Genomic DNA, 18757 nt, shown 5'->3' with positions numbered 1-18757 from the left:
TATATACATTTCTAAATTTAATTATATTAATTAACACATAATGAAAACTAACCTATATCTCATATCGGAATACATATAAGCAACCCCTACAATACATAACATCTAATGCCAAAACTCACACTCATCTCCACCATCTACGCCCTCGAACCTGTTATTATCTGTGTGACCCGGCTTTCTCCTTCGAAGATCATAATGTTGTCAGAGGAAGGGGCAGGTGAAAAAAAGCTGTTGTCCGAGGAAATGATCGAGAAAACTTTTAAAAATGCACTAGAAGTTGAGAAAAAGTACACTGCCGTTTACGACACTGTGCGGGTTGCAAAAGATGTTGCGGAACTGATCGAAGAAGAGCATGCAAAAGGAAACCATGTAATCGTCAACGTCTCGGGCGGCAGGAAGCCACAGGCTTTTGGGGCGCTTTTTGGGGCGTACGCTAGGAATGACATGGTTCAAAGGATCGTATACGTGACCGAAGAGGATAGTTTTATGATTGATTTTCCGGTTCTTAGCTTTAACCTCTCGGAAACAAAAAAATTGATCCTTGAACAGATCCAGAACGGGGTTTCTGCAGTTACCCAGATTTCAGCAACTGCAGGGATCTCAAAGGGAATGACCTATAACCACCTGCGTGAACTCAAAGCAATGGGATATATCGCTGACGGGGAAAAAGGGTACGAAATCACAGATGCAGGCAAAATCGCTGCTATTTGAGAGGGTATTTTCTTCTTCAACTTCTTTTTTTTCACTGGAAAAGGCCTCTCGGCTTCGCGAGCGGGACAAAACCGAAACTTATTTAATTATTGTAATACAACAGCTAACTGAAAAGAAGGAATTAATAGCTTTAAAAATGGGCTATTAAAACAGGCTTGTGGTAACCGATTTCATGTGATTTTTTACTATTAGCTTTATAGTAAACGATTTCATGGGTTTTTTACTACAAGCCTGTTTTAATACCTTGTTTTTTTCGTTGTTGGTTCCTTGTGTTTAGCAACAGAAAATGAAGTTGAAAACATGAGGAAATTACATGAATAAATTGAACAGTGACTTAACTGTAAGTCTGGAATTTTTGGATGAAGTGCAGCACAAGATCAGTGTCACATTCAATAATCCTGCGTTTTTGATACAGGCTTTATTGCATGGAACTTTCTTTAGCGGTAACAAAATAAAACTGAACACTTTCAAACAAAAGAATTGTCTTGAAAATGATAATTATGAAAAATTAGAATATCTGGGAGATTCGGTATTAGGTCTTATTATTTCTGAATACACATATCATAATGAAGAAATAGAAGACTACGCCAAAACTGAAGGCAAAAAAATCGAAGGAGCGCTAACTGACGTAAAGCAAGTTCTGGTACCTAACGAAAGCTTGGTTCCATTGGCACGTAAGATAAACCTTGGCAAGTATATACTTCAAGACGGGCTAGTAAATGTTGAAGATGTTTATGCAAATGTAATCGAAGCGATTATTGGTGCTATTTTTCTTGACCAGGGGTACCCTCGAGCAAAGGGTTTTGTGAATACTTTTTTTGATATAAGAGGTGCTTTAGGAAAAGTAGATTCTTCAAATCCAAAAAGAAAACTGCAAGAACGATGCGACAAAAAACATTCGTATTTGGAGTATAATCTGATTAATGAAGAAGGACCTGACCATAAAAAACAATTTACATATTTACTATCTATCAATGGTGAGGAAGTTTCTTACGGATACGGTTTAAAGAAAAAGGACGCACAAAAAGATGCTGCTGAAAAGTATCTTCAAAGCTTAGATGAACCGGACGTTTCTTCGTAAAAACAACTCCGATTTTTAAGAATTTTCATGTGATGAAATATCATCACATCTTTTTTTCATTAGATGTATCCAAAGTAAAAAATTGAGTAAAAAAGGAAAAACTCCTTCAAAAGCAAATTCAATTTAGACCGGTATCATTCATATCTCACTGCTTCGGCATGATCTCTTGCGGGAACAGTTCCTGGATATCGGCTGGCATATTGCTTCTAACGTCTCCGAGTTCGCCTTCGCCCATATGTTTGTACATGACACGCAGGACTGCCCGGATAACCTCTTCAGGGTTAATTTTTTCATCAAAATTGAATTGTTCGTGGACAGTTCTTACAAACTCTTCTTTGTGTAATTTCTCCGGTTTGTCCCGAAGGGTCCAGCCGTCATAGTACACACCTTTAATCACAAGGGGCAGCTGGGTTGAAAGCTGGACTGCTTCTTCTATCCTGAGCCTGTCCCTGAGGGTGTGCAGTGTGCCCCGGAGTGCCTGGTATGCGCTTTTCTTGCTCTCCCACTGTAACTGGTCAAGAATTTCATTCAGCCAGACATTGGTAAGCTCAATACTTTTGTCAAGATTGGTTACACCTGTAGTCATTCCATAGCCCCCTTAATTTTGAAAAAATCAATATCATCTGACAGAATCAGGTTATGGGCTGTATTTATATAATTATATCTAGGACGAAAATTCAAGAGAGAAAAGAGGGGCAAAAGGGGCTTGGGGTTATCTCTCAATCCTTTTCGAGTTGTTTTCGGAAAAATGGAGTAAGGAGAGTTTGGATAGGAGGAAGATTTTGGGTTGGGGAGGGGTTTAAGGATTTTCAACAAGTTCTTAAACAACTTTCAATGGAACATACTATAAAATATGATAAAGTATGTATATGTTGTGCAATAAAATTTCGCCTAAATGGCGTATATTCCTGAAAATTTGAACCTTCAAAGTGTAGATAGACCAATCTTCATGACTTCACGAGAAGTTTATGGAAATATATTTGGAATGGAAAAAATTCTATGGGGAGAATCGTAATGAGTAATAATCAAGTTATGGCAAGAGTTCGGGTTACGGAGGACGGGCTTGAACATGTAGTGTATTCCACTCAGGTTGACTATGAGTTCGATTATAATAATGCGGCAAAAGTGGTCATATCCGCATCTCTCGGTAAAATTCCGGTAGTGGGTTTTGCTTTAAGTGCCCTTGTCGGGATCTTCTGGCCGGCATCGCATGTGGATGTGTGGGCGGAAGTTAAGGAGAAAGTGGAAGCACTCGTGGACCGGAAAATCAGTGACCTGGTTTACCAGCAGGTCCAGGAAGACCTCAAGGGCTTGCAGAACAACATGAATGAATACTTATGGGCTGCCAGGACCTCGAAGGTTAAAACGTACATATCCGAGAAATACAACATCGTACTGGGGGATTTTCTCCAGCAGCTCCCGCATTTCCAGTCGAAGGGTTACGAGCTTCCTTTGCTTCCGCTTTTTGCGCAATTTGCAAACATGCACCTGAGCCTCCTTCGGGACGGTATTTTACACGGGGCTGACTGGGGGTGGACAGAGGAAATACAACAGCATACCCGCGAGCAGATTGTAGACACGGTCAGCTCTTACATAAAATATTCTGAGAAGGTTTACAACGATGGTTTGCAGGATACGCAGAAAAAGGCTCCCGGCAATAAGCATTATACCGAACCGTTTAACACGGTAAATAAATACGTCCGGGAAATGACACTCACCGTTCTGGATTTCAAGGACATGTGGCAGTATTTTGATCCTGTGAAGTACCCCACACCTGTAAAGGTGTACCTTTCCAGGGAGATTTACTCTGATGCGGTGGGAACGGCTGATGACAGCGGTGGAATTAAACTCCCCTCTCCGCCAGGACAACCGATCTCAGCGGTTGAAGTCTGGGGCTGGGACCGGATTGATGCCTGCCAGGTTACTTATCCGGAAGGCGGGGGGCCTGCCGGGGTTACCCGGACAGAGCGCATGGGCAACGAGAGTGGTGGGAGTTCAAATCCACCTCATGGAGGGGTTTTCGACCTTTCCGGAACAGGGCCGATCGTGAAAGTTACAGCCCGGTCCACCGACATTCTAAATGCCTGGTGGTTTACCTTTAAAGACGGTTCTTCCAGCAACAAACTCGGAGGAAACTATCCCGGCGGGGCTGATTACGTCTTTGCCTATCCCGGCGAGGTTCTTTCAAGCATTAAAATTATGGGAATAAGCGACTTTTACAGGAGTGCAGACTGCGCTGTTTTTGGCTTCAAATTCGAGAAAGAATCAACCCTGACGGACCCGGCTGTTTTGCTCAGGATGTATGTTGCCTCTCCCTCTGCAATTGAACCGGAAGAACTGGCAGCCTATGTCGGACTGCAGCACTCCGAAGAAGCCAGTGAAAAGATCCGAGCCTGGATAAAGGACTACCACTGGGACGATATCCGCGAACGCCACTGGGCCAATATTCAGGAAAGTGTTGAAGCAAGAAAAGTTTGATGGTGGTTTCCGGGCTACAGGCTACAGTTTCTGATTTGATGTGGTCTGATCTACTTGATCTGATCTGACATGGTTTGATCTGAATTCCGCTGCGCTAATGGAATCCGGAGCATCAGCCCTGGTGTTCCGGACATATTTTTTCATCAGGTAATTCCGGCTTTTATTTGAATATTTTGTTATATATTGTAAAAACAGTGTTTGACAGATGTTCCTGCTTTACATTCCCGGCAGCGACGGGTTTGCGGGAATTTAGCAGCCAGTTATAAAAACTCTTTGACAATTTCGAGCCTGTCATGTCGATGTACCTGTAAAATAGGTAGCTTAAGGGTATTATTAAAAACAATGACGAGATGCATGAAATTAAAAACGCTTCTCCGTATGGTAATACCGGGTACAGGGCGAGGAACAGTGCACAGGTTAAACTGCCTATTACCGGGAAATGTACCAGGTAGAGGGAGTAGGATATTTTTCCGAGGAAGACCGGCACCGGGGAAGAAAAGACCTTTTGCAGCCCCTGGCTGTTCAACAGGACATACATTATCATGCCGGCGCCTATAATATGATAGGTAACCAGTGGTGTTCGGAAGAGGCTGTTATCGAGAAAGCCGTATAACGAATTTTCTGTGAGAGGGCTCATGGGGTAGGACCCGAGAAACAGTCCCGTAATCAGTATGATGGACAGGATTGCTTTGTTGCCTGCTTTGTTGCCTGTTTCATTTCCTTTACGATTACCTGTTTTAAATGTCGGCAGTTTACTGTTGAAAATGTCGGCTAGTACCATTCCTATTATAAAGGCCAGATAGTAAGTGTTGAGGAAAAGCACGGCTGCTGCAAGGTAGAACGTCCAGCGGCTGCGCAGTTGTCCGAAGAGGAGCGACATTGCAAAGACGAGCATTGAGCCGAAGAATTCTATTTTCATCGTCCATAAAACCGGGTTGTAAACGGTCTTGCCCCCTACAAAAAAAGCATCCCAGACAGCCTGTTTAAGTGCATCCAGAAGGTCGGGGGTAAAGGCCCAGTAGCCGCGGTAATTACTGCCTGCAGAAATCATCATGGTTTCGATATAATACCGGTATAGTCCGGCTGATGCCAGTAAGTATGATAACATTACTGCTGCGAATACCGGAATAAACAACCGTATATACCTGCGCATTGCGCTGCTTACAATTATGTTGATGTCCTTCATTTCAAAATATTTATGAGTCAATACGAACCCGCTCAGGATAAAGAAGATGCACACCGAAAAGTTGCCGGCTCCAATCAATCCCAGGGGTGTGCTCGAAAAAACAAGGTCAAGGTTTCCGAAATGCGACGGCAGCTTACTCCCGTAGATCATTGCCGGGGCTAATGCGACAAAGAAATGCATTATCATAACATTAATCGCAGCTACACCACGCAGCCCGTCAAGATAGGTGATTTTTCCGGTCATTTTTATCGCTCAAGAAGTATTTTATTCTTTATTTATTCTTTATTTAAACTGTCTGTCGCCGTCGCAATTTTCTGTTTCGATCCCTGTTTTAGTGGATCTTGCTCACGGACACCTCTGTATCTTCTAACTAAACAAAAATCTTGAGTCCTTTTATTTTTTTCTGTTTCTTCTTCGTTTTTGGAAATAAATCACGGAATCTCATCCTAATTTTTGGCAAATCAATCCAATCATTTTTCTTCCCGACTGCTTTATGCTTACTAATTTCTACGACAGTTTTTGTTCTTAAATTAATTTTCTTCCAATGTATACCCTTATATAATCCCAGACTTACCTTCCACCATGAACGCAGGCACTACCAGATCAAACATCAAACCCGGCCTGAAAGTAGGGATCGTCTTAAAAAAGGACCAGAGGACAGGAAAAATAACCCCGGGTATCGTAAAAAGAATTCTAACCAAATCCCCAAATCATCCGCACGGGATAAAGGTCCAGTTAGAAGACGGACAGGTCGGAAGGGTTAAGGAAATCCATTCCTGAAGCCGGGAAATATGCTCCTTTTCAACCCTTTGCGGAGTAAAACCACCGAAATGAAATTATTCCGCTTACCTTTTTTTCATATAAAAAAGAAGTTCAGGGGTTTTCAGCCCCATTTTTCAATCATCTGTTAATTCCCCACACTGGAGGAATCAGCTCATTTCACCCGTACAGGTCTTGGCATATTGTACGACCCGTCGACGATGGGTATCTTTGGCCCGTAGAACCTTGCTGTGAAGCGGAAACCGCCTTCGGGTGCCGGGAGCCAGTTCTGAACCCGGGCAGGGTCGGAGGGTTTTTCGTGCTGGATGTAGATGGTGAGCTTTCCGTCCTTGATGTGAAGGTCTCCCCTGTCGACCATGAAACTGCTGATCGTGTAGCGGTTGAGCTCGTTGGCAACGAAGTAGCCGTCGGCGTCGTAGATCGGGATGGACCAGAACTCGGTCACTGGCGGGAGCTCGTCCATGTCGAAGCTGAGGGTGTAGCTGTATTTGCCGTCCAGGTTCTTGCCGTCGGAATCTACGAACAGGAACCCTCCGACATGCGAAACATTGGAGTCGGGACCTCCCCAGCCCGCATCGGCCATGACCGCCCGTGTCAGGTACTCGGTGTCAAATCCCCCCTCGGCATTAAGGACCATCCAGCCGTTCATGTAAACCAGGTTTTCCTGCGTTGCTTTCTTGACTTTCTTGTGACCGTTTATGAAACCCTCGGTAAGTGAATTCTGCATTTTCCTGTCCAGTTCGGACCACAGAAAGTCCTTTCCGGGCCCTATTCCGATCTTCGCCAGGCGGGAGAGCATCTCGGCTTCCTTTCTGGAGTCCTTCATTAACGGCATGCCGGGGTCGTTGAGCACCAGGCTCAGGTAGGTAAAAAAGTCCTCTGCGGTCTGCCGGTCAACCTGTCTGCTAACAAGTTCGGCCATGCGGGGGAAGGTCCTGTACCTGCCTGGGACGAGCTCCTGGTCCTTTCCGGGAACTCCCCTGTGCCCGTTGTCAATCCATTTACTCAGCGGCGTGATGGTGCACTGGTCCTGCAAAGCGTTGATATGGCGCACTTCCTCTTCACTTCCCTCCATCATAGCGATCCGGATATTTGCAAAAGCCGTCCTGCTGGGCGCATGAATCACTTCGGTCGTGGCAAAACCAGCCGGGATTTTCCCGCCCCAGAACTCCGGTACGATGAGATAAGCCCTCGCCCGGGTGCCGTTGAACTGGTTTCCTGCGTACAGGAAGTAAATGCCGTACTGGTCCATGAGCTGCAGGCTGAAATAGCGGTCCGTGATCTCAGGCACTTCCATAACCACAGGCTCCTCCTGCAGGTCCAGGAAGGCTGTAGCGTAGAGTGTTGTTGCATTCGGCGTTACGACAGCTTTGAATTCGGGAGTAATCGGCTTTCCCTCGTTGACGAAGCAGTAGCGGTTAACCCCCACGTAGACATTGCTGTCCTCTGCCTGGGTGTAGTTGTAGCGTGTCTCGTAGAAAATGACCTGCTGCAAGCCGTAAAGATAAGCCTCTTCAGCGATTTCCGCAACTTCCGCCGTGCTGCTTGCTTCGGGCGCACTGCCCGATACTTCCCTGAACTTCTGTGCAATCATACTTCCCAAAAAATTACCTCCTATTTATTGACTCTCTGAACCCCAAATTCAGATCGTGTCACTCCATGATATTATACAACCGTTTTTATAAAGCCCTTTTCTGGAGTGAATTCCGTTTAGTGTCGAGAGGTTCTTCTTTTTTCCGTCCCGTGAAAAGCTGCTTCGCTCCGTGAACGGGAAAAAGGATTGGGAAACAAGAATTGGAAAAATGATTGGGAAAAATGGATTGGGAAACAAGAATGGGAAAAAGGATTGGGAAACAAGAATGGGAAAAAGGATTGGGAAACAAGAATGGGAAAAAGGATTGGGAAAAAGGATTGGGAAAAAGGATTGGGAAACAAGAATGGGAAAAAGGATTGGGAAACGAGAATGGGAAAAAAGATCATCAAAGGAAGTTAGATAAAAGAAAGGGTGAAATGAAACTATTTCGTTTCTTCCGGCTACTCCAGCTACTCTGTTTTCCCCGGTTCCTGATTCTGCTGTTCAAATCACAAGCTTGCCCTGCTGCCAGTCGTTGATTACCCTCACAGCCGCCCTCATTTCGTCAACTTCTCCTTTCTTTTTCAGGAAATTGCACTGGCTGCCTATCATTTCGAGCACATCATAGGAGTCCTGGCCTTCTATTGTGACGTTATAGAAGGTTTCCAGGGCCTTTTTGTTTTCAGTGCAGGTTTTTTCTATTATTTTCAGGGCCACACCGATGGGGTCCTTCAGGTGGGTCGTATCCTTTACTCCTAGCAGGCCCTGGACGTATTCGTCATGCTCGTCAAAGGGTATCACGCCAGGGGTGTCGATGAAACGGATTCTTGAGCCTGCGTTCACAAGCTGCACACCTCTCGTATGACCGGAAATTGCGGAAGTACTGGCTTTGTTTCTCCCGGTCACGCCGTTTATTACCGAGGATTTGCCTGTGTTAGGGTAGCCAAGGGCTCCTACCAGGATGTCCCGATCCTTTATGCTTGCGACCTCCAGGATCTTGTGTCTCAACATCGTTGTCCCGTTCTTATCCTTGCTGGACACAAAAACCGTAGGGGCTATTTTCGAGAGGCGGGCCTTGCTTTTCTCAAGTTTTTCATTTGAAACGAGGTCGCATTTGTTGAGGACTATTATAAAAGGCTTCTTTGCCCGCACCATATTCCGCTCGACCTCGCTGTTCCGGGTCTCGTCCGGAAACCGGGCGTCTACGACCTCAAGAAGGACGTCAGCTTTTTTTATGACGCCCTTTACCATCAGCTTATAGCTTGTCATGAGGGGTGCTACGGTGCATTAGGATATAAGGGTGTGGGCGGTGTGAGTATAGCAGCGGGGTTGCAAATATAATGGTAAAAAGGAACGTCCAGGGTTCGCCGAATAGGCAGAACCAGGGGCATGTGCCGCTGCTCTCTGGATGTAACTGTCCCTGTGGGCTGTAAGGGAAAGGAGGTTGGCCCAGGCCTTCACCTGAAAACCATGCTTCAGACCTCTTTATAGATATGTAAACACCTTTGACAGTCTAAAGTCAATGCATGAATCGATAAATATTAACCATAAGTGTATATTTATAGTAGTTAACTCGATAATCGTTCTTTAGATGTTTTAATGGTAGATGAACGTGGTTCATAGAAGGGGACCGAAATACGAGATTAAAGCTCATCAGAAACGAATAAGCAATACGATCAGAATTAAGTCAATCGTGGTAAACAGCTAAATCCTAATCAGAAAACAGGCACCAGGGGCGGAAATCAAAAATGAGTCATCAGCAAGCAAATATTTCCATGAAAAAGAGAGTTACAGATTTAATTGTTATCCTTTCTGATGGACTGTACGAACGAGAAGAGATCGTTGCGGTTTCTCTTCTTTCAGCCCTTTCCGGGCAGTCAATTTTTTTATATGGCTTGCCAGGCACAGCGAAAAGCCTAATTGCCCGTCGTATCTCAAAGGTGTTTAAAGATACAACTCATTTTGAGTATCTGATGCAAAGATTTAGCACTCCTGAAGATGTTTTTGGACCGGTAAGTATTCGAGAACTAAAACAGGACAATTACATTCGCAAAACAGAAGGCTACTTACCCACTGCTGACTTTGCTTTTCTTGATGAAATATGGAAAAGTAGTCCAGCCATTTTAAACACACTCTTGACTATTATAAATGAACGAATTTATCGCAATGGCGGAAAAGACGAAAAAGTCCCATTAAAAGCATTGATTGCTGCAAGTAATGAGACTCCACCGCCCAATCAAGGATTAGAAGCTCTCTATGACCGTTTTGTAATGCGAATAATAGTAAATCCTGTGGAAGAACGAGAGAATTTTGAAAAACTACTTGAGGGCGATGCTGCCTCGATTGATATTGAAATTCCGGATGGACTACAGTTTTCTCACGATGAGTTTGAGCAACTTTCCAGTGAAATCGTTAAAGTACAAATTTCCAGAGAGGTATTTACCATCATAAATTCAATCAGAGTTTCACTTGATGAATTTAATAAAGATAATCCCAAAGTTGCAGTTTATGTTTCTGATCGTAGGTGGCAGAAAATTGCACTCATTTTGAAAACATCTGCATTTTTGTGTGACCGCACCGAGGTAATACCCGTTGATACCCTTATATTACGGCATTGTTTGTGGACACTTGAACAAAATAGAGAGCAGATTAATGAAATAATTGAAAAATGTGTGAAAGAGTTTAGCTGCGCTAACAATGAGATGTTAAATAGCTGGGAATTGAACCATAAGGACCTTGAAAAAGGTGTATCTGATACCTTCTTTTATAAGGAAAATATTTATGACACCGAGAAAAAAGAAGACGTGTTAAATTATGGGGGGAATTCCGGTTATGACAACGATGCATTTCTCAAATGGTTTGATTCGACTCCACCCATAAAAATTAAAAAGGGAACACAAAAGGCTGTGAACCCAAGGACTAAAGATACTTTTGTTAAAGCTTGTGAAGATTCTTTGAGTTCACTTATGGAAATTATTGATGAAATGAAATCTTATATTGCTATTCAAAAAAAATTGAATGAAACACCATTTGTACCTTCTGGAAAAAGTGTATTAGTTTTTGATGCATCCAACTCTCATCTCAAAGATTTAGAAAACCACAGATTGAATGCCGAGCATTTGTTGGAAAAGGTGCAATCTTATGCAATCTCTGACTCGTGAAATTGCTAAAACAAAAGAATTAGTCAGTACTCTTTATTCAAAGGATTTTCCTGATCTAACCAGTGGAGAACTTGAAAAAAAATTGAGTAGAAAAGTTAGTAACTGGGAAAGATCAACTCGCATTTATTTAGAGAAAACAAACCCTTTTGAAAGACATCGGTCTAAATTGGTCTCTGCGGAATGGGATTTTAAGGCACATGGCGGGTGTGAAGAATCAATTGTGAGCGATTTAGAGGAATATAAATCACTCCAACCATCCTCAAATGTTATGTTTTGGGAAGAAAAGACACTTGCTTTGAAAAAAAAGATAGAGGAAAAGAAGAAAGAGTCAATCATAGAAAGCCTTAATGCTATTCGCAGGAATGAACAAGAAGCCTGGAGAAAGGAGTATGAAAAACAATTACTTGAATGGCAACTCGAAGAAATCCAGAATCGCCGGAAACAATTGTTAAAAGAGTTAAAAGAATGGCTTGAACCTATACAGCAAATGAAAAAGGTATTTGATGATTTGGGCATTGAGCCTGGACTTTTGTGGGATTCAAGTGTTGGCAAATTATGTACGCAAGACATATCTTTCCTTAAACAATGGGCAGAATATCTGAAAAATAATGAAAGCGTTCGTAATTTATGTGAATTAATGGGAAGATTACATAAAGAACAACAGTCTCACCGCACAGAGATTATTAATTCAACCGTTCAATACTCTGTTATAAAACCGGATATACATTCCAATGAAGAGATTGTTGGTATTAAGCTTGGTAGAGATTTTGAAAATGTTATACCACAGGAATTGGCTCTATTAAGTGACCCTGATATTGCATTGCTTTTTGACTTGAAATATGTTGAAAATCGACTGATGTGTTTTTCTAAACAAGGCGACAATACAGAAATCGTTGAAAAAAACATTCGTAAAACCGTAAGCGTTGTTGATGAAAAGACGGGTCCGATAATTATTTGTGTTGATACTAGTGCGTCTATGTCAGGTGCTCCGGAGAATATAGCTAAAGCATTAACCCTTAGTTTGTCATCTCGAGCGGTTTCTCAAAAGAGAGAATGTTATTTGATAAATTTCAGTACCTCAATAGAGACCCTTGATCTTACCCCTCCGAAAGGCATCCAGGATTTGATAGACTTTCTTAAAATGAGTTTTCATGGGGGCACCAATGTTGCACCGGCTTTACACGAGGGGGTACGGATGATGTCGGAAGCTGATTACAAAAAAGCGGATTTACTGGTTATTTCAGATTTTGCTCTTTATGGTTTATCTTCTAATATTGTTTCCCAGTGCAAAAAGCAAAAACAAGAGGGAAATCGCTTTTTTTCATTGTCCATCGGTAGTTTTGACACTCAGCGTGTTGATGAAGATGTTTTTGACCGGAGTTGGACATATGACCCTCTAAGTGGTGGCATTTCTGAAATCAACAGTGTGGTTGAAGAGGTTACCCGGAAATGATGGAAGCAGAAAAAATCGCCTTTCTTCGTCCATAATTTAAGAATTATTTCTTCTATGTAGGATTCAAAAAACAAGAATTGTAGACCCTAAGGCTCGGATTTTGACCCCATCTATCTGCTAAGACATAATTTCTTTTTTAATCTTCAAAAAGTCTCGTTTTAAAATTCACGTAACCGAGTAAAAAAAGAAAATTCTAGGGCATATTCGGGGCCCTTTCATTAAACTTTCAATGGGCTTTCAAAAGCCAATCGCCCTTTCGGCCGGGATCATAGCCATTGGCACCTGGCCTACGAGGCGGGCTACTATCCTGCAGCGGGAAAGGAGATATTTTTCTTTCCTGATGTCCTCAAGGCGGTCGAAGATGTGGCTGTTTTCAGGGCTTTCGGGAATATTTTCCCGGATGATTGTTTCGAGAGATTCCATTTTTTGCATGAGGACTTTTTTGTCGGCTGAGCTTTCGAAGGCCCAGTCCCTGACTTCACGGCTGACTGCAGAGGCGATTTCTTCGGAGGAAGTGCCTTTTACCAGGAAGCAGGCAAAACGGGCTTTTGCCCTGATTTCCTCAAGGGTGTCTTTCATCCTCTGTTCCGAAACCTTCTGCTTTAGGGCAGGATGTCCTTTTCGCTCAAATTTCTTTGCAAGGACGGCTCCTTCTTCAGCCCGCTCGAAAAGGTCACGGGAATCCTCAAAGATCTGGAGAGAAGATTCAAGAAGCTTCTTCTCGGAAGCAAGGTTGATTGAGCTGGGTTCGGCAGCGTCCTGAAGGATTTTTGCAAACTTCCTGAACTCCCTGGAGAGGTCGTCGATTTCGTCTACATCTCCCATTTCACAAACCATGGCTGAAAAGTACTTCTCGGACTCTTCCCTGCCGGTCTCGGAAGGATCGGAAGAAACGGAGACTTTTCCGGAATATCCAGCAGACAGAAGGTTCAGGAAGACTTCGTAGAAGTTCAGGTAGAAACCTGGAAGGGGATGGTTGGAAGCTGTTTTGGCCGAATTCCCGAAATCCAGGACGGCTTCTTTAAGCCCGCTCATGTATTCGGCTTCAGATCTTGCCTTTGCCGCGGCATGGAGGGAGGCTATGCCGAGGGAGCGGAAAGCATACTTCCGCACGTAAGTACACTCTGAACCTGTTAGTTTCTCAAGGCTTTCCAGGGCCTGATGAGGGTGGGGATGCACCGTATGGGCAGACTCAAAGGCCCGGGCAGCTGCCCTCTGGACAGAACTGTCCCTGTGCTTTGTAAGGGACAGGAGATCAGCCCAGGCTTTCTTTTTGTCCGGGACCAGCGGGAAAGAAGGAGCAAAAGCCTTTGCGGCTCCTTTCCGGACATCTTTGTCCCAATGGGATGTAAGCTGCACAAGTCGGCCCCAGGCGTCCTGTTTATCCTCTGCGAAGGGGAAGGCCAGAGCAAGCAGGTCCGATGCACTTTTCCGGAGGTAATTGTCCGGTCCTGAACAGAGATCGGAAAGGTTGTAAAAGATACTCGTTTTATCTTCCACCTTGGGGAGAACCAGGGAGAGAAGGTCGGCAGCATCCTTGCGGACAGAGGATTCATGGTCGACACCCATCCGCAAAACCTCCTCCCAGACGTTTGTCATTATTTCCTGTCCCAGGCTTACTTCTATGTTCTTTTCTGAACTTACTTCTATGTTCTTTTCTGAACTTACTTCTATGTTCTTTTCTGAACTTACTTCTATGTTCTTTTCTGAACTTACTTCTATGTTCTTTTCTGAACTTACTTCTATGTTCTTTTCTGAACCTACTTCTATGTCCTTTTCTGAACCTTCGTTCATGCCTGTATTTTGGTCTCCTTGCAGGGAAAAGAGAGATCGGAGGGATACGGATGCACCCTTCCGAATTATAGGATTGGGGTGTGCTGAAAGGTTTAGCAGTCTGTTACAGATCATTCTCTTTTCCGGCAGGTGCGGGAAAGCCGATGCAAGGGAGTCGGCAGCATCCATCCGGACATAACTGTCCTCATCGATCGCCAATTTTAAAAGTTCGACAGAAAGCTGTTTTTCCGGGTTTCCCGGTCCTTTTGCATTTCCTTCTTTGAAGACAGAAGCGAGGGAATAAGCTACACTCCTGCGGGCAAAGGCAGGATTTCTTGTAATTTTCGAGAATTCTTCAGAAGCTTCCTCATCGAAAGCAAGGTAAGGGTAGGCAGAAGCGAGGGCATGCATTGCCCTCCTGATCACATAACTGTGGCTTTCGGCTGTCAGGCGGAGGAGGTCTTCCCAGGCTTTTTTCTTGTCGGATACATGCGGAAAAGCCTGGACAAGGGTGTCGGCAGCTCTTCCCCGTATATAGCTGACTTTACTTCCCGCAAGTTCGGTAAGGTCTATCCAGGCACCATCTTTATCCTCAAGGTGCGGGAATAATGAAGTAATGGAGTCCGCTGCCCTGTTCCTCACACGACTGTCTGCGGCTCCGCTGAGCCTTAGAAGGGTAGACCAGGCTCTATTCCTGTCGGGAAGGTGAGGGAAAACCAGAAACATGGTATCTGCCGCATGCCGCCGGAGAGTTCCCTTTTCAGAGTCAATTAGCCCTAAAAGGTCTTGCCATTCCGTTTCTTTATTCCTGGAACTGATAAAAGCGGAAGCAAGGGCTTCAAAAGCTTCTTTCTGGAGAGTTCCTCTCTCTTCCAGAGCAAGCTTGAAGAGTTCTTTCCAGGCTTTATCTTGGTCTTCAACGTGCGAAAATACCACCCCGAGAGTTCGGGTAGCCTCAACCCTGGTGTTCATATCCGCAGACTCCCTCAGCTCAAACAGGTCTTTCCATGCCTGTGTTTTATCAGGGACCAGGGGGAAAACCGATTTGAGGCAGGAAAAAGCATATTCCTTTACGGAATCGGTTCCGGAACCCGCAAGTTTCAGAAAGTCGTTCCAGACCCTCTGTTCTCCGGGCATAAGGGTATAAGAGGAAGCAAGGGCATGCACCGCTGCCTTCTGCACCCCCGGAGCCTGGTTGGCCGTGAGGCCTGCAAGTTTCGTCCAGAGTCTTTTCCTGTCTGACACATGAGGATAAACCAATTCAAGGGTTTTGACTGCAGTTTCAGCTACAAGTTTGTCCTTATCCGAGGAGAGCCTGAGCATATCATCGAAAGCCTGCTCCCTATCAGGAAGGAATTCAAAATTAGTACTCAACTGGTTCAGGGCATCGATTTTCTCTTCCATAAAGGGATTTAAAGTTCCGTCGTGTAGGGTTTCCTGGTCGATCACGTTTTCACCAACTTATTCCTGCTGTCGATATAAATCCGGTCAACTGTTCCTGCTGTTGATTTAAGTCCAGCCGACTGTTTCCGGTATTGGGCTTCGTATCTGCAAGTCGATTATACCGTCGTTTATACCGTCGTTTATACAGTCGTTTACAGAGGTTAGTTACAGTATCCACTAGCGGGTTTTGCCATCTATTGCAGCATCACCTATTCATCCCGCCAGCAATTTCAGGTTTAAAATATCAGGTCCACCAATTATCCTGATGCCAACTATGTATTCCTTTATTATCAGTTTGTGCTATAGCTTATTAAATATTTTGTTTTTTATTTAAAATTTCTGACGTGGGAGAGTTTAGAAAAGTTTATAAATAGTATTCTTTCTAATTTTTCATTCGTGTCATATGAATCGGATTTTAGCAGAATAGTGGGCATTTTTATCTTGAACTTGAGTTTTCAAACTTATCAAATTCCCTTACACTTTTTTAAAAAAATAATAATAAGTGCCTTTATACATCCATTATTATTTTTTGAAAATGGAGTGCCTATTATAAGGCACTCCGTTATAGTAAGCAGGTCTGTAGTTAGTAGGTCCTCTCCTTATCCATGAGCTTAGCCCCTTGGTGCGGTCCCCATTCCCGGAGGCAGCTTGAATCTGATTCATTCATGCTGCGGTTTTACGATATTGTTTAACTCGCGCCGGGAGTTTTCCCCGTCTTCCATAGTGAACAATATTTATTTGAGGAAATTCTATTGGTCTTACATGCCAGGCTCACACTGGACAAGAATTGCAGGGAAAGAAATTCCCTCCAGCCTTGAACTCTTCCCTGTAATTTACGATTACCTTGAAGGCGGTTGGAATATCCTGGACATCGGGTGCGGGACCGGAAATGTAAGCATCAGTCTTGCTTTCCGGGGCTGTTCTGTTACAGGAATTGACCTTAACAGGGAAGGCATTGAACTTGCAAAGGAGGCTGCAAGCCGCCTGAACCTGTCCGGGAAGCTAAAATTCAGGGTGGAAGATGCGGCTGAACTGCCTTTTCGGGCCGGAGAGTTTGACCTGGCCATCATGCAGGCTTTCCTGACTACTATTGTGGAGAAGGAAAAGAGACATCTGATCATTCGGGAAGCCTGCCGAGTCTTAAAACCCGGAGCTTTCCTCTACATTGCGGAATTCGCCCAAAACTGGCACCTGAAGCTTTACAGGGAACGCTACCTTCGGGATTTCTCCTTTACAAAAGAAGAAGGCTCTTTCCTTGCCAGGAACCCGGAGACCGGGGAAGTCGAGTTTATCGCACACCATTTTTCCGAAAAGGAGCTTTTTTTCTTGCTGCTGGAAAACGGGTTTGAGATCGATTATTTTAAGGTTGAGGAGTTTAGCACCAGGACCGGGAACAGAGTGAACGGTTTTGTCATTCTGGCTAAAAAAGTTTGATAAACCTTCCCCAGGTTCGGCGTCCTTTCTAAGGCTTTTTTCGTATCCGGTTTAAGATGATATTTATATTTCATAAAAATATATATCCAGTATTCATTCCTGATTACCGCATATTATGCGTTCCAGGCAGTAAATACATCTTTATTTTTAATTTAAGATTTTTTTAACCTTTAATCAAGAAATATAAAGTTTCATAAAGTTTTAAAACCATTTTTCATATTCTACCCCTTTACTGTTTAAAAAAGTATCTTTATATTTTCTCTTTTCCAAGGAGGTTTTGATCACGGCATATTACCCTGGTCTTACGTGATTGGTGAAGGATGTTACTTCAAAGGAAAAATGAACTGAAAAAAGGGAATAATAAACTAAAAAAGAGTAAATTGGACTTACAAAGGGATTAATTAACTTATAAAAGGATAAATTGGCTTATAAAGGGATTTATTAACTCAAAACGGGATAAATTAACTTAAAACGGGACTTAAAAATAGAAAAAAGGAGGAAAAATGAATCTAAAAGGAATGTCAATAGTAAAGTTTGTTGCATCGGTGTCTGCTATCCTGATGCTATTAACTTTACTTCCCTCTGCAGTCTCTGCTGTAGCAGATATTAATGAATACCAATCCGGAGTATGCTCCGGTGAGTGTAATAGGAGCTGTTTCAGGAACTGCACCGAAGCTAGCAACATGTTTTCCGGTGACTGTGAATGTGACGGCGCCGGAAACTGTGACTGTGAAGGAGATCAGCTAAAAGACCAGGTCCGGTCTTCAGATCAGATCCGGAACCAGACCCAGGCTCGCACCAGAGACTGTGACAGGGACTGTGTAAATCAGGTGTAATAAATAAATAAATAAATAAATAAATAAATAAATAAATAAATAAATAAATTGATAGTGAAAAACATTGTCTGGAAAAATGTATAGCAGGCTGGGGTGAGGGTAAGTTCCAGTGTATAATAAAGCCACACCAATTTGTTAAGTGCATAGACCAACTGAAAGGCTTTCTTACAAGATCCGATCGAAAACTTACCCTCATTATCAGTATTTCATTGCTCTGCTCGTTTCATTGATCTTTTTTTCCTATTCTGGATTTTCTCACGAAGCAGACTTATTATACCCGAAGCTCTTTATTTGTGGATATTTCTTGCTGGTGGAAAATGGACTCGATACTTTTTTACTGATTCCTGTTTACCGGTTCTTTTTCAACTTAACCTGTCGCTCAGGTTCAGCCCCACCACTCCGATTACCACAAGGAACAGAGATGCCATTTTCATTGCGTTTACCGGTTCTTTGAACCCGTAAATCCCTATTATCGTAATCAGTGCCGTTCCGAGTCCTGCCCAGATGGCGTAGGCGATGCTCACATCTAACTTTTTAAGGGCGAATGTGAAGAAAGTGAAACTGATGGCATAAAATACGAAAATAAGGATTGAAGGGAGCATTTTGGAGAAGCCTTCGGAAAGCTTCATACAGGTGGTCCCGAACACCTCGAATACTATTGCCAATAGAAGCAGGGTGTAATAGTAATTCATACCTCACATCTCTCTTTTTATATATTTTCCTTTACCTTCTTATATTCTGTTTCTTATTTTTATATGTCTCCTTCTTCTTCTTCTTCCTCTTCTTCTTCCTCTTCTTCTTCCTCTTCTTCTTTTGCACTATTATATTCTTTGATATATATCGTGATTTAT

Annotated in this window: 15 protein-coding genes; 9 read left to right on the top strand and 6 right to left on the bottom strand. The window is 43.3% G+C overall.

What is annotated here, in order from left to right; all coding sequences use genetic code 11:
* The first annotated feature begins 105 nt into the window (after positions 1-105).
* Together csa3 and MSMTP_RS11545 are read left to right on the top strand one after the other, a co-directional pair.
* A complete protein-coding gene (gene csa3, locus MSMTP_RS11550; RefSeq protein ID WP_048179497.1) occupies positions 106-708 on the top strand; it encodes a CRISPR-associated CARF protein Csa3 in 603 nt (200 codons plus the stop codon).
* Between the two features lie 313 nt (positions 709-1021).
* On the top strand, positions 1022-1789 hold the full coding sequence (locus tag MSMTP_RS11545; protein ID WP_048179496.1) for a ribonuclease III family protein: 768 nt from the start codon (positions 1022-1024) through the stop codon (positions 1787-1789).
* 145 nt (positions 1790-1934) lie between these two features.
* On the opposite strand, the gene MSMTP_RS11540 is transcribed toward MSMTP_RS11545, so the two are convergent.
* Positions 1935-2375, bottom strand: coding sequence for a DUF2267 domain-containing protein (locus MSMTP_RS11540; protein ID WP_048179492.1), 441 nt, complete (start codon positions 2373-2375; stop codon positions 1935-1937).
* Between the two features lie 428 nt (positions 2376-2803).
* Here MSMTP_RS11540 and MSMTP_RS11530 point away from each other — a divergent pair, with 428 nt between their 5' ends.
* On the top strand, positions 2804-4267 hold the full coding sequence (locus MSMTP_RS11530) for an insecticidal delta-endotoxin Cry8Ea1 family protein (RefSeq protein WP_197076078.1): 1464 nt from the start codon (positions 2804-2806) through the stop codon (positions 4265-4267).
* Positions 4268-4427: 160 nt separating this feature from the next.
* Here MSMTP_RS11530 and MSMTP_RS11525 read toward each other — a convergent pair whose 3' ends face one another.
* On the bottom strand, positions 4428-5696 hold the full coding sequence (locus MSMTP_RS11525; RefSeq protein WP_048179483.1) for an acyltransferase: 1269 nt from the start codon (positions 5694-5696) through the stop codon (positions 4428-4430).
* Between the two features lie 339 nt (positions 5697-6035).
* On the opposite strand from MSMTP_RS11525, the gene MSMTP_RS11520 reads away from it, so the two are divergent.
* Entirely contained in the window at positions 6036-6233 is a 198-nt protein-coding gene (locus MSMTP_RS11520) for a YwbE family protein (RefSeq protein ID WP_048179480.1), read from the top strand.
* A 154-nt stretch (positions 6234-6387) separates the two neighbouring features.
* Here the strand turns inward: MSMTP_RS11520 and MSMTP_RS11515 are convergent, their stop codons facing one another.
* Positions 6388-7827 carry a DUF1254 domain-containing protein gene (locus tag MSMTP_RS11515; protein ID WP_048179478.1) on the bottom strand — a complete coding sequence of 480 codons (1440 nt, stop codon included), beginning with the start codon at positions 7825-7827 and terminating at the stop codon, positions 6388-6390.
* Positions 7828-7996: 169 nt separating this feature from the next.
* Here MSMTP_RS11515 and MSMTP_RS11510 point away from each other — a divergent pair, with 169 nt between their 5' ends.
* Positions 7997-8230, top strand: coding sequence for a hypothetical protein (locus MSMTP_RS11510; RefSeq protein WP_156153809.1), 234 nt, complete (start codon positions 7997-7999; stop codon positions 8228-8230).
* Between the two features lie 80 nt (positions 8231-8310).
* Here the strand turns inward: MSMTP_RS11510 and MSMTP_RS11505 are convergent, their stop codons facing one another.
* The gene (locus tag MSMTP_RS11505) at positions 8311-9075 is read right to left on the bottom strand and encodes a GTPase (protein WP_048179473.1); all 765 of its coding nucleotides are present in this window, start codon (positions 9073-9075) and stop codon (positions 8311-8313) included.
* A 479-nt stretch (positions 9076-9554) separates the two neighbouring features.
* On the opposite strand from MSMTP_RS11505, the gene MSMTP_RS11500 reads away from it, so the two are divergent.
* Both MSMTP_RS11500 and MSMTP_RS11495 read left to right on the top strand, forming a co-directional pair.
* Positions 9555-10967: an AAA family ATPase gene (locus tag MSMTP_RS11500; RefSeq protein ID WP_048179471.1), complete on the top strand. Its 1413-nt coding sequence runs from the start codon at positions 9555-9557 to the stop codon at positions 10965-10967.
* On the top strand, positions 10948-12420 hold the full coding sequence (locus tag MSMTP_RS11495) for a VWA domain-containing protein (RefSeq protein WP_048179469.1): 1473 nt from the start codon (positions 10948-10950) through the stop codon (positions 12418-12420). The genes MSMTP_RS11500 and MSMTP_RS11495 overlap by 20 nt, the downstream gene beginning before the upstream one ends.
* 237 nt (positions 12421-12657) lie before the next feature.
* Here MSMTP_RS11495 and MSMTP_RS11490 read toward each other — a convergent pair whose 3' ends face one another.
* On the bottom strand, positions 12658-15642 hold the full coding sequence (locus MSMTP_RS11490; protein WP_048179466.1) for a HEAT repeat domain-containing protein: 2985 nt from the start codon (positions 15640-15642) through the stop codon (positions 12658-12660).
* 756 nt (positions 15643-16398) lie between these two features.
* Here MSMTP_RS11490 and MSMTP_RS11485 point away from each other — a divergent pair.
* Both MSMTP_RS11485 and MSMTP_RS19320 read left to right on the top strand, forming a co-directional pair.
* A complete protein-coding gene (locus MSMTP_RS11485; RefSeq protein ID WP_048179464.1) occupies positions 16399-17070 on the top strand; it encodes a class I SAM-dependent methyltransferase in 672 nt (223 codons plus the stop codon).
* A gap of 503 nt (positions 17071-17573) precedes the next feature.
* Positions 17574-17906, top strand: coding sequence for a hypothetical protein (locus tag MSMTP_RS19320; protein WP_156153808.1), 333 nt, complete (start codon positions 17574-17576; stop codon positions 17904-17906).
* 362 nt (positions 17907-18268) lie between these two features.
* On the opposite strand, the gene MSMTP_RS11475 is transcribed toward MSMTP_RS19320, so the two are convergent.
* Positions 18269-18598 carry a multidrug efflux SMR transporter gene (locus MSMTP_RS11475; RefSeq protein ID WP_048179460.1) on the bottom strand — a complete coding sequence of 110 codons (330 nt, stop codon included), beginning with the start codon at positions 18596-18598 and terminating at the stop codon, positions 18269-18271.
* Positions 18599-18757: the final 159 nt, after the last annotated feature.

It is taken from the genome of Methanosarcina sp. MTP4, assembly GCF_000970045.1.
In the GTDB taxonomy this organism is placed as follows: Archaea; Halobacteriota; Methanosarcinia; order Methanosarcinales; family Methanosarcinaceae; genus MTP4.
The sequence above is the reverse complement of the archived record's forward strand: the minus strand, read 5'-3'. Positions and strand labels throughout refer to the sequence as shown.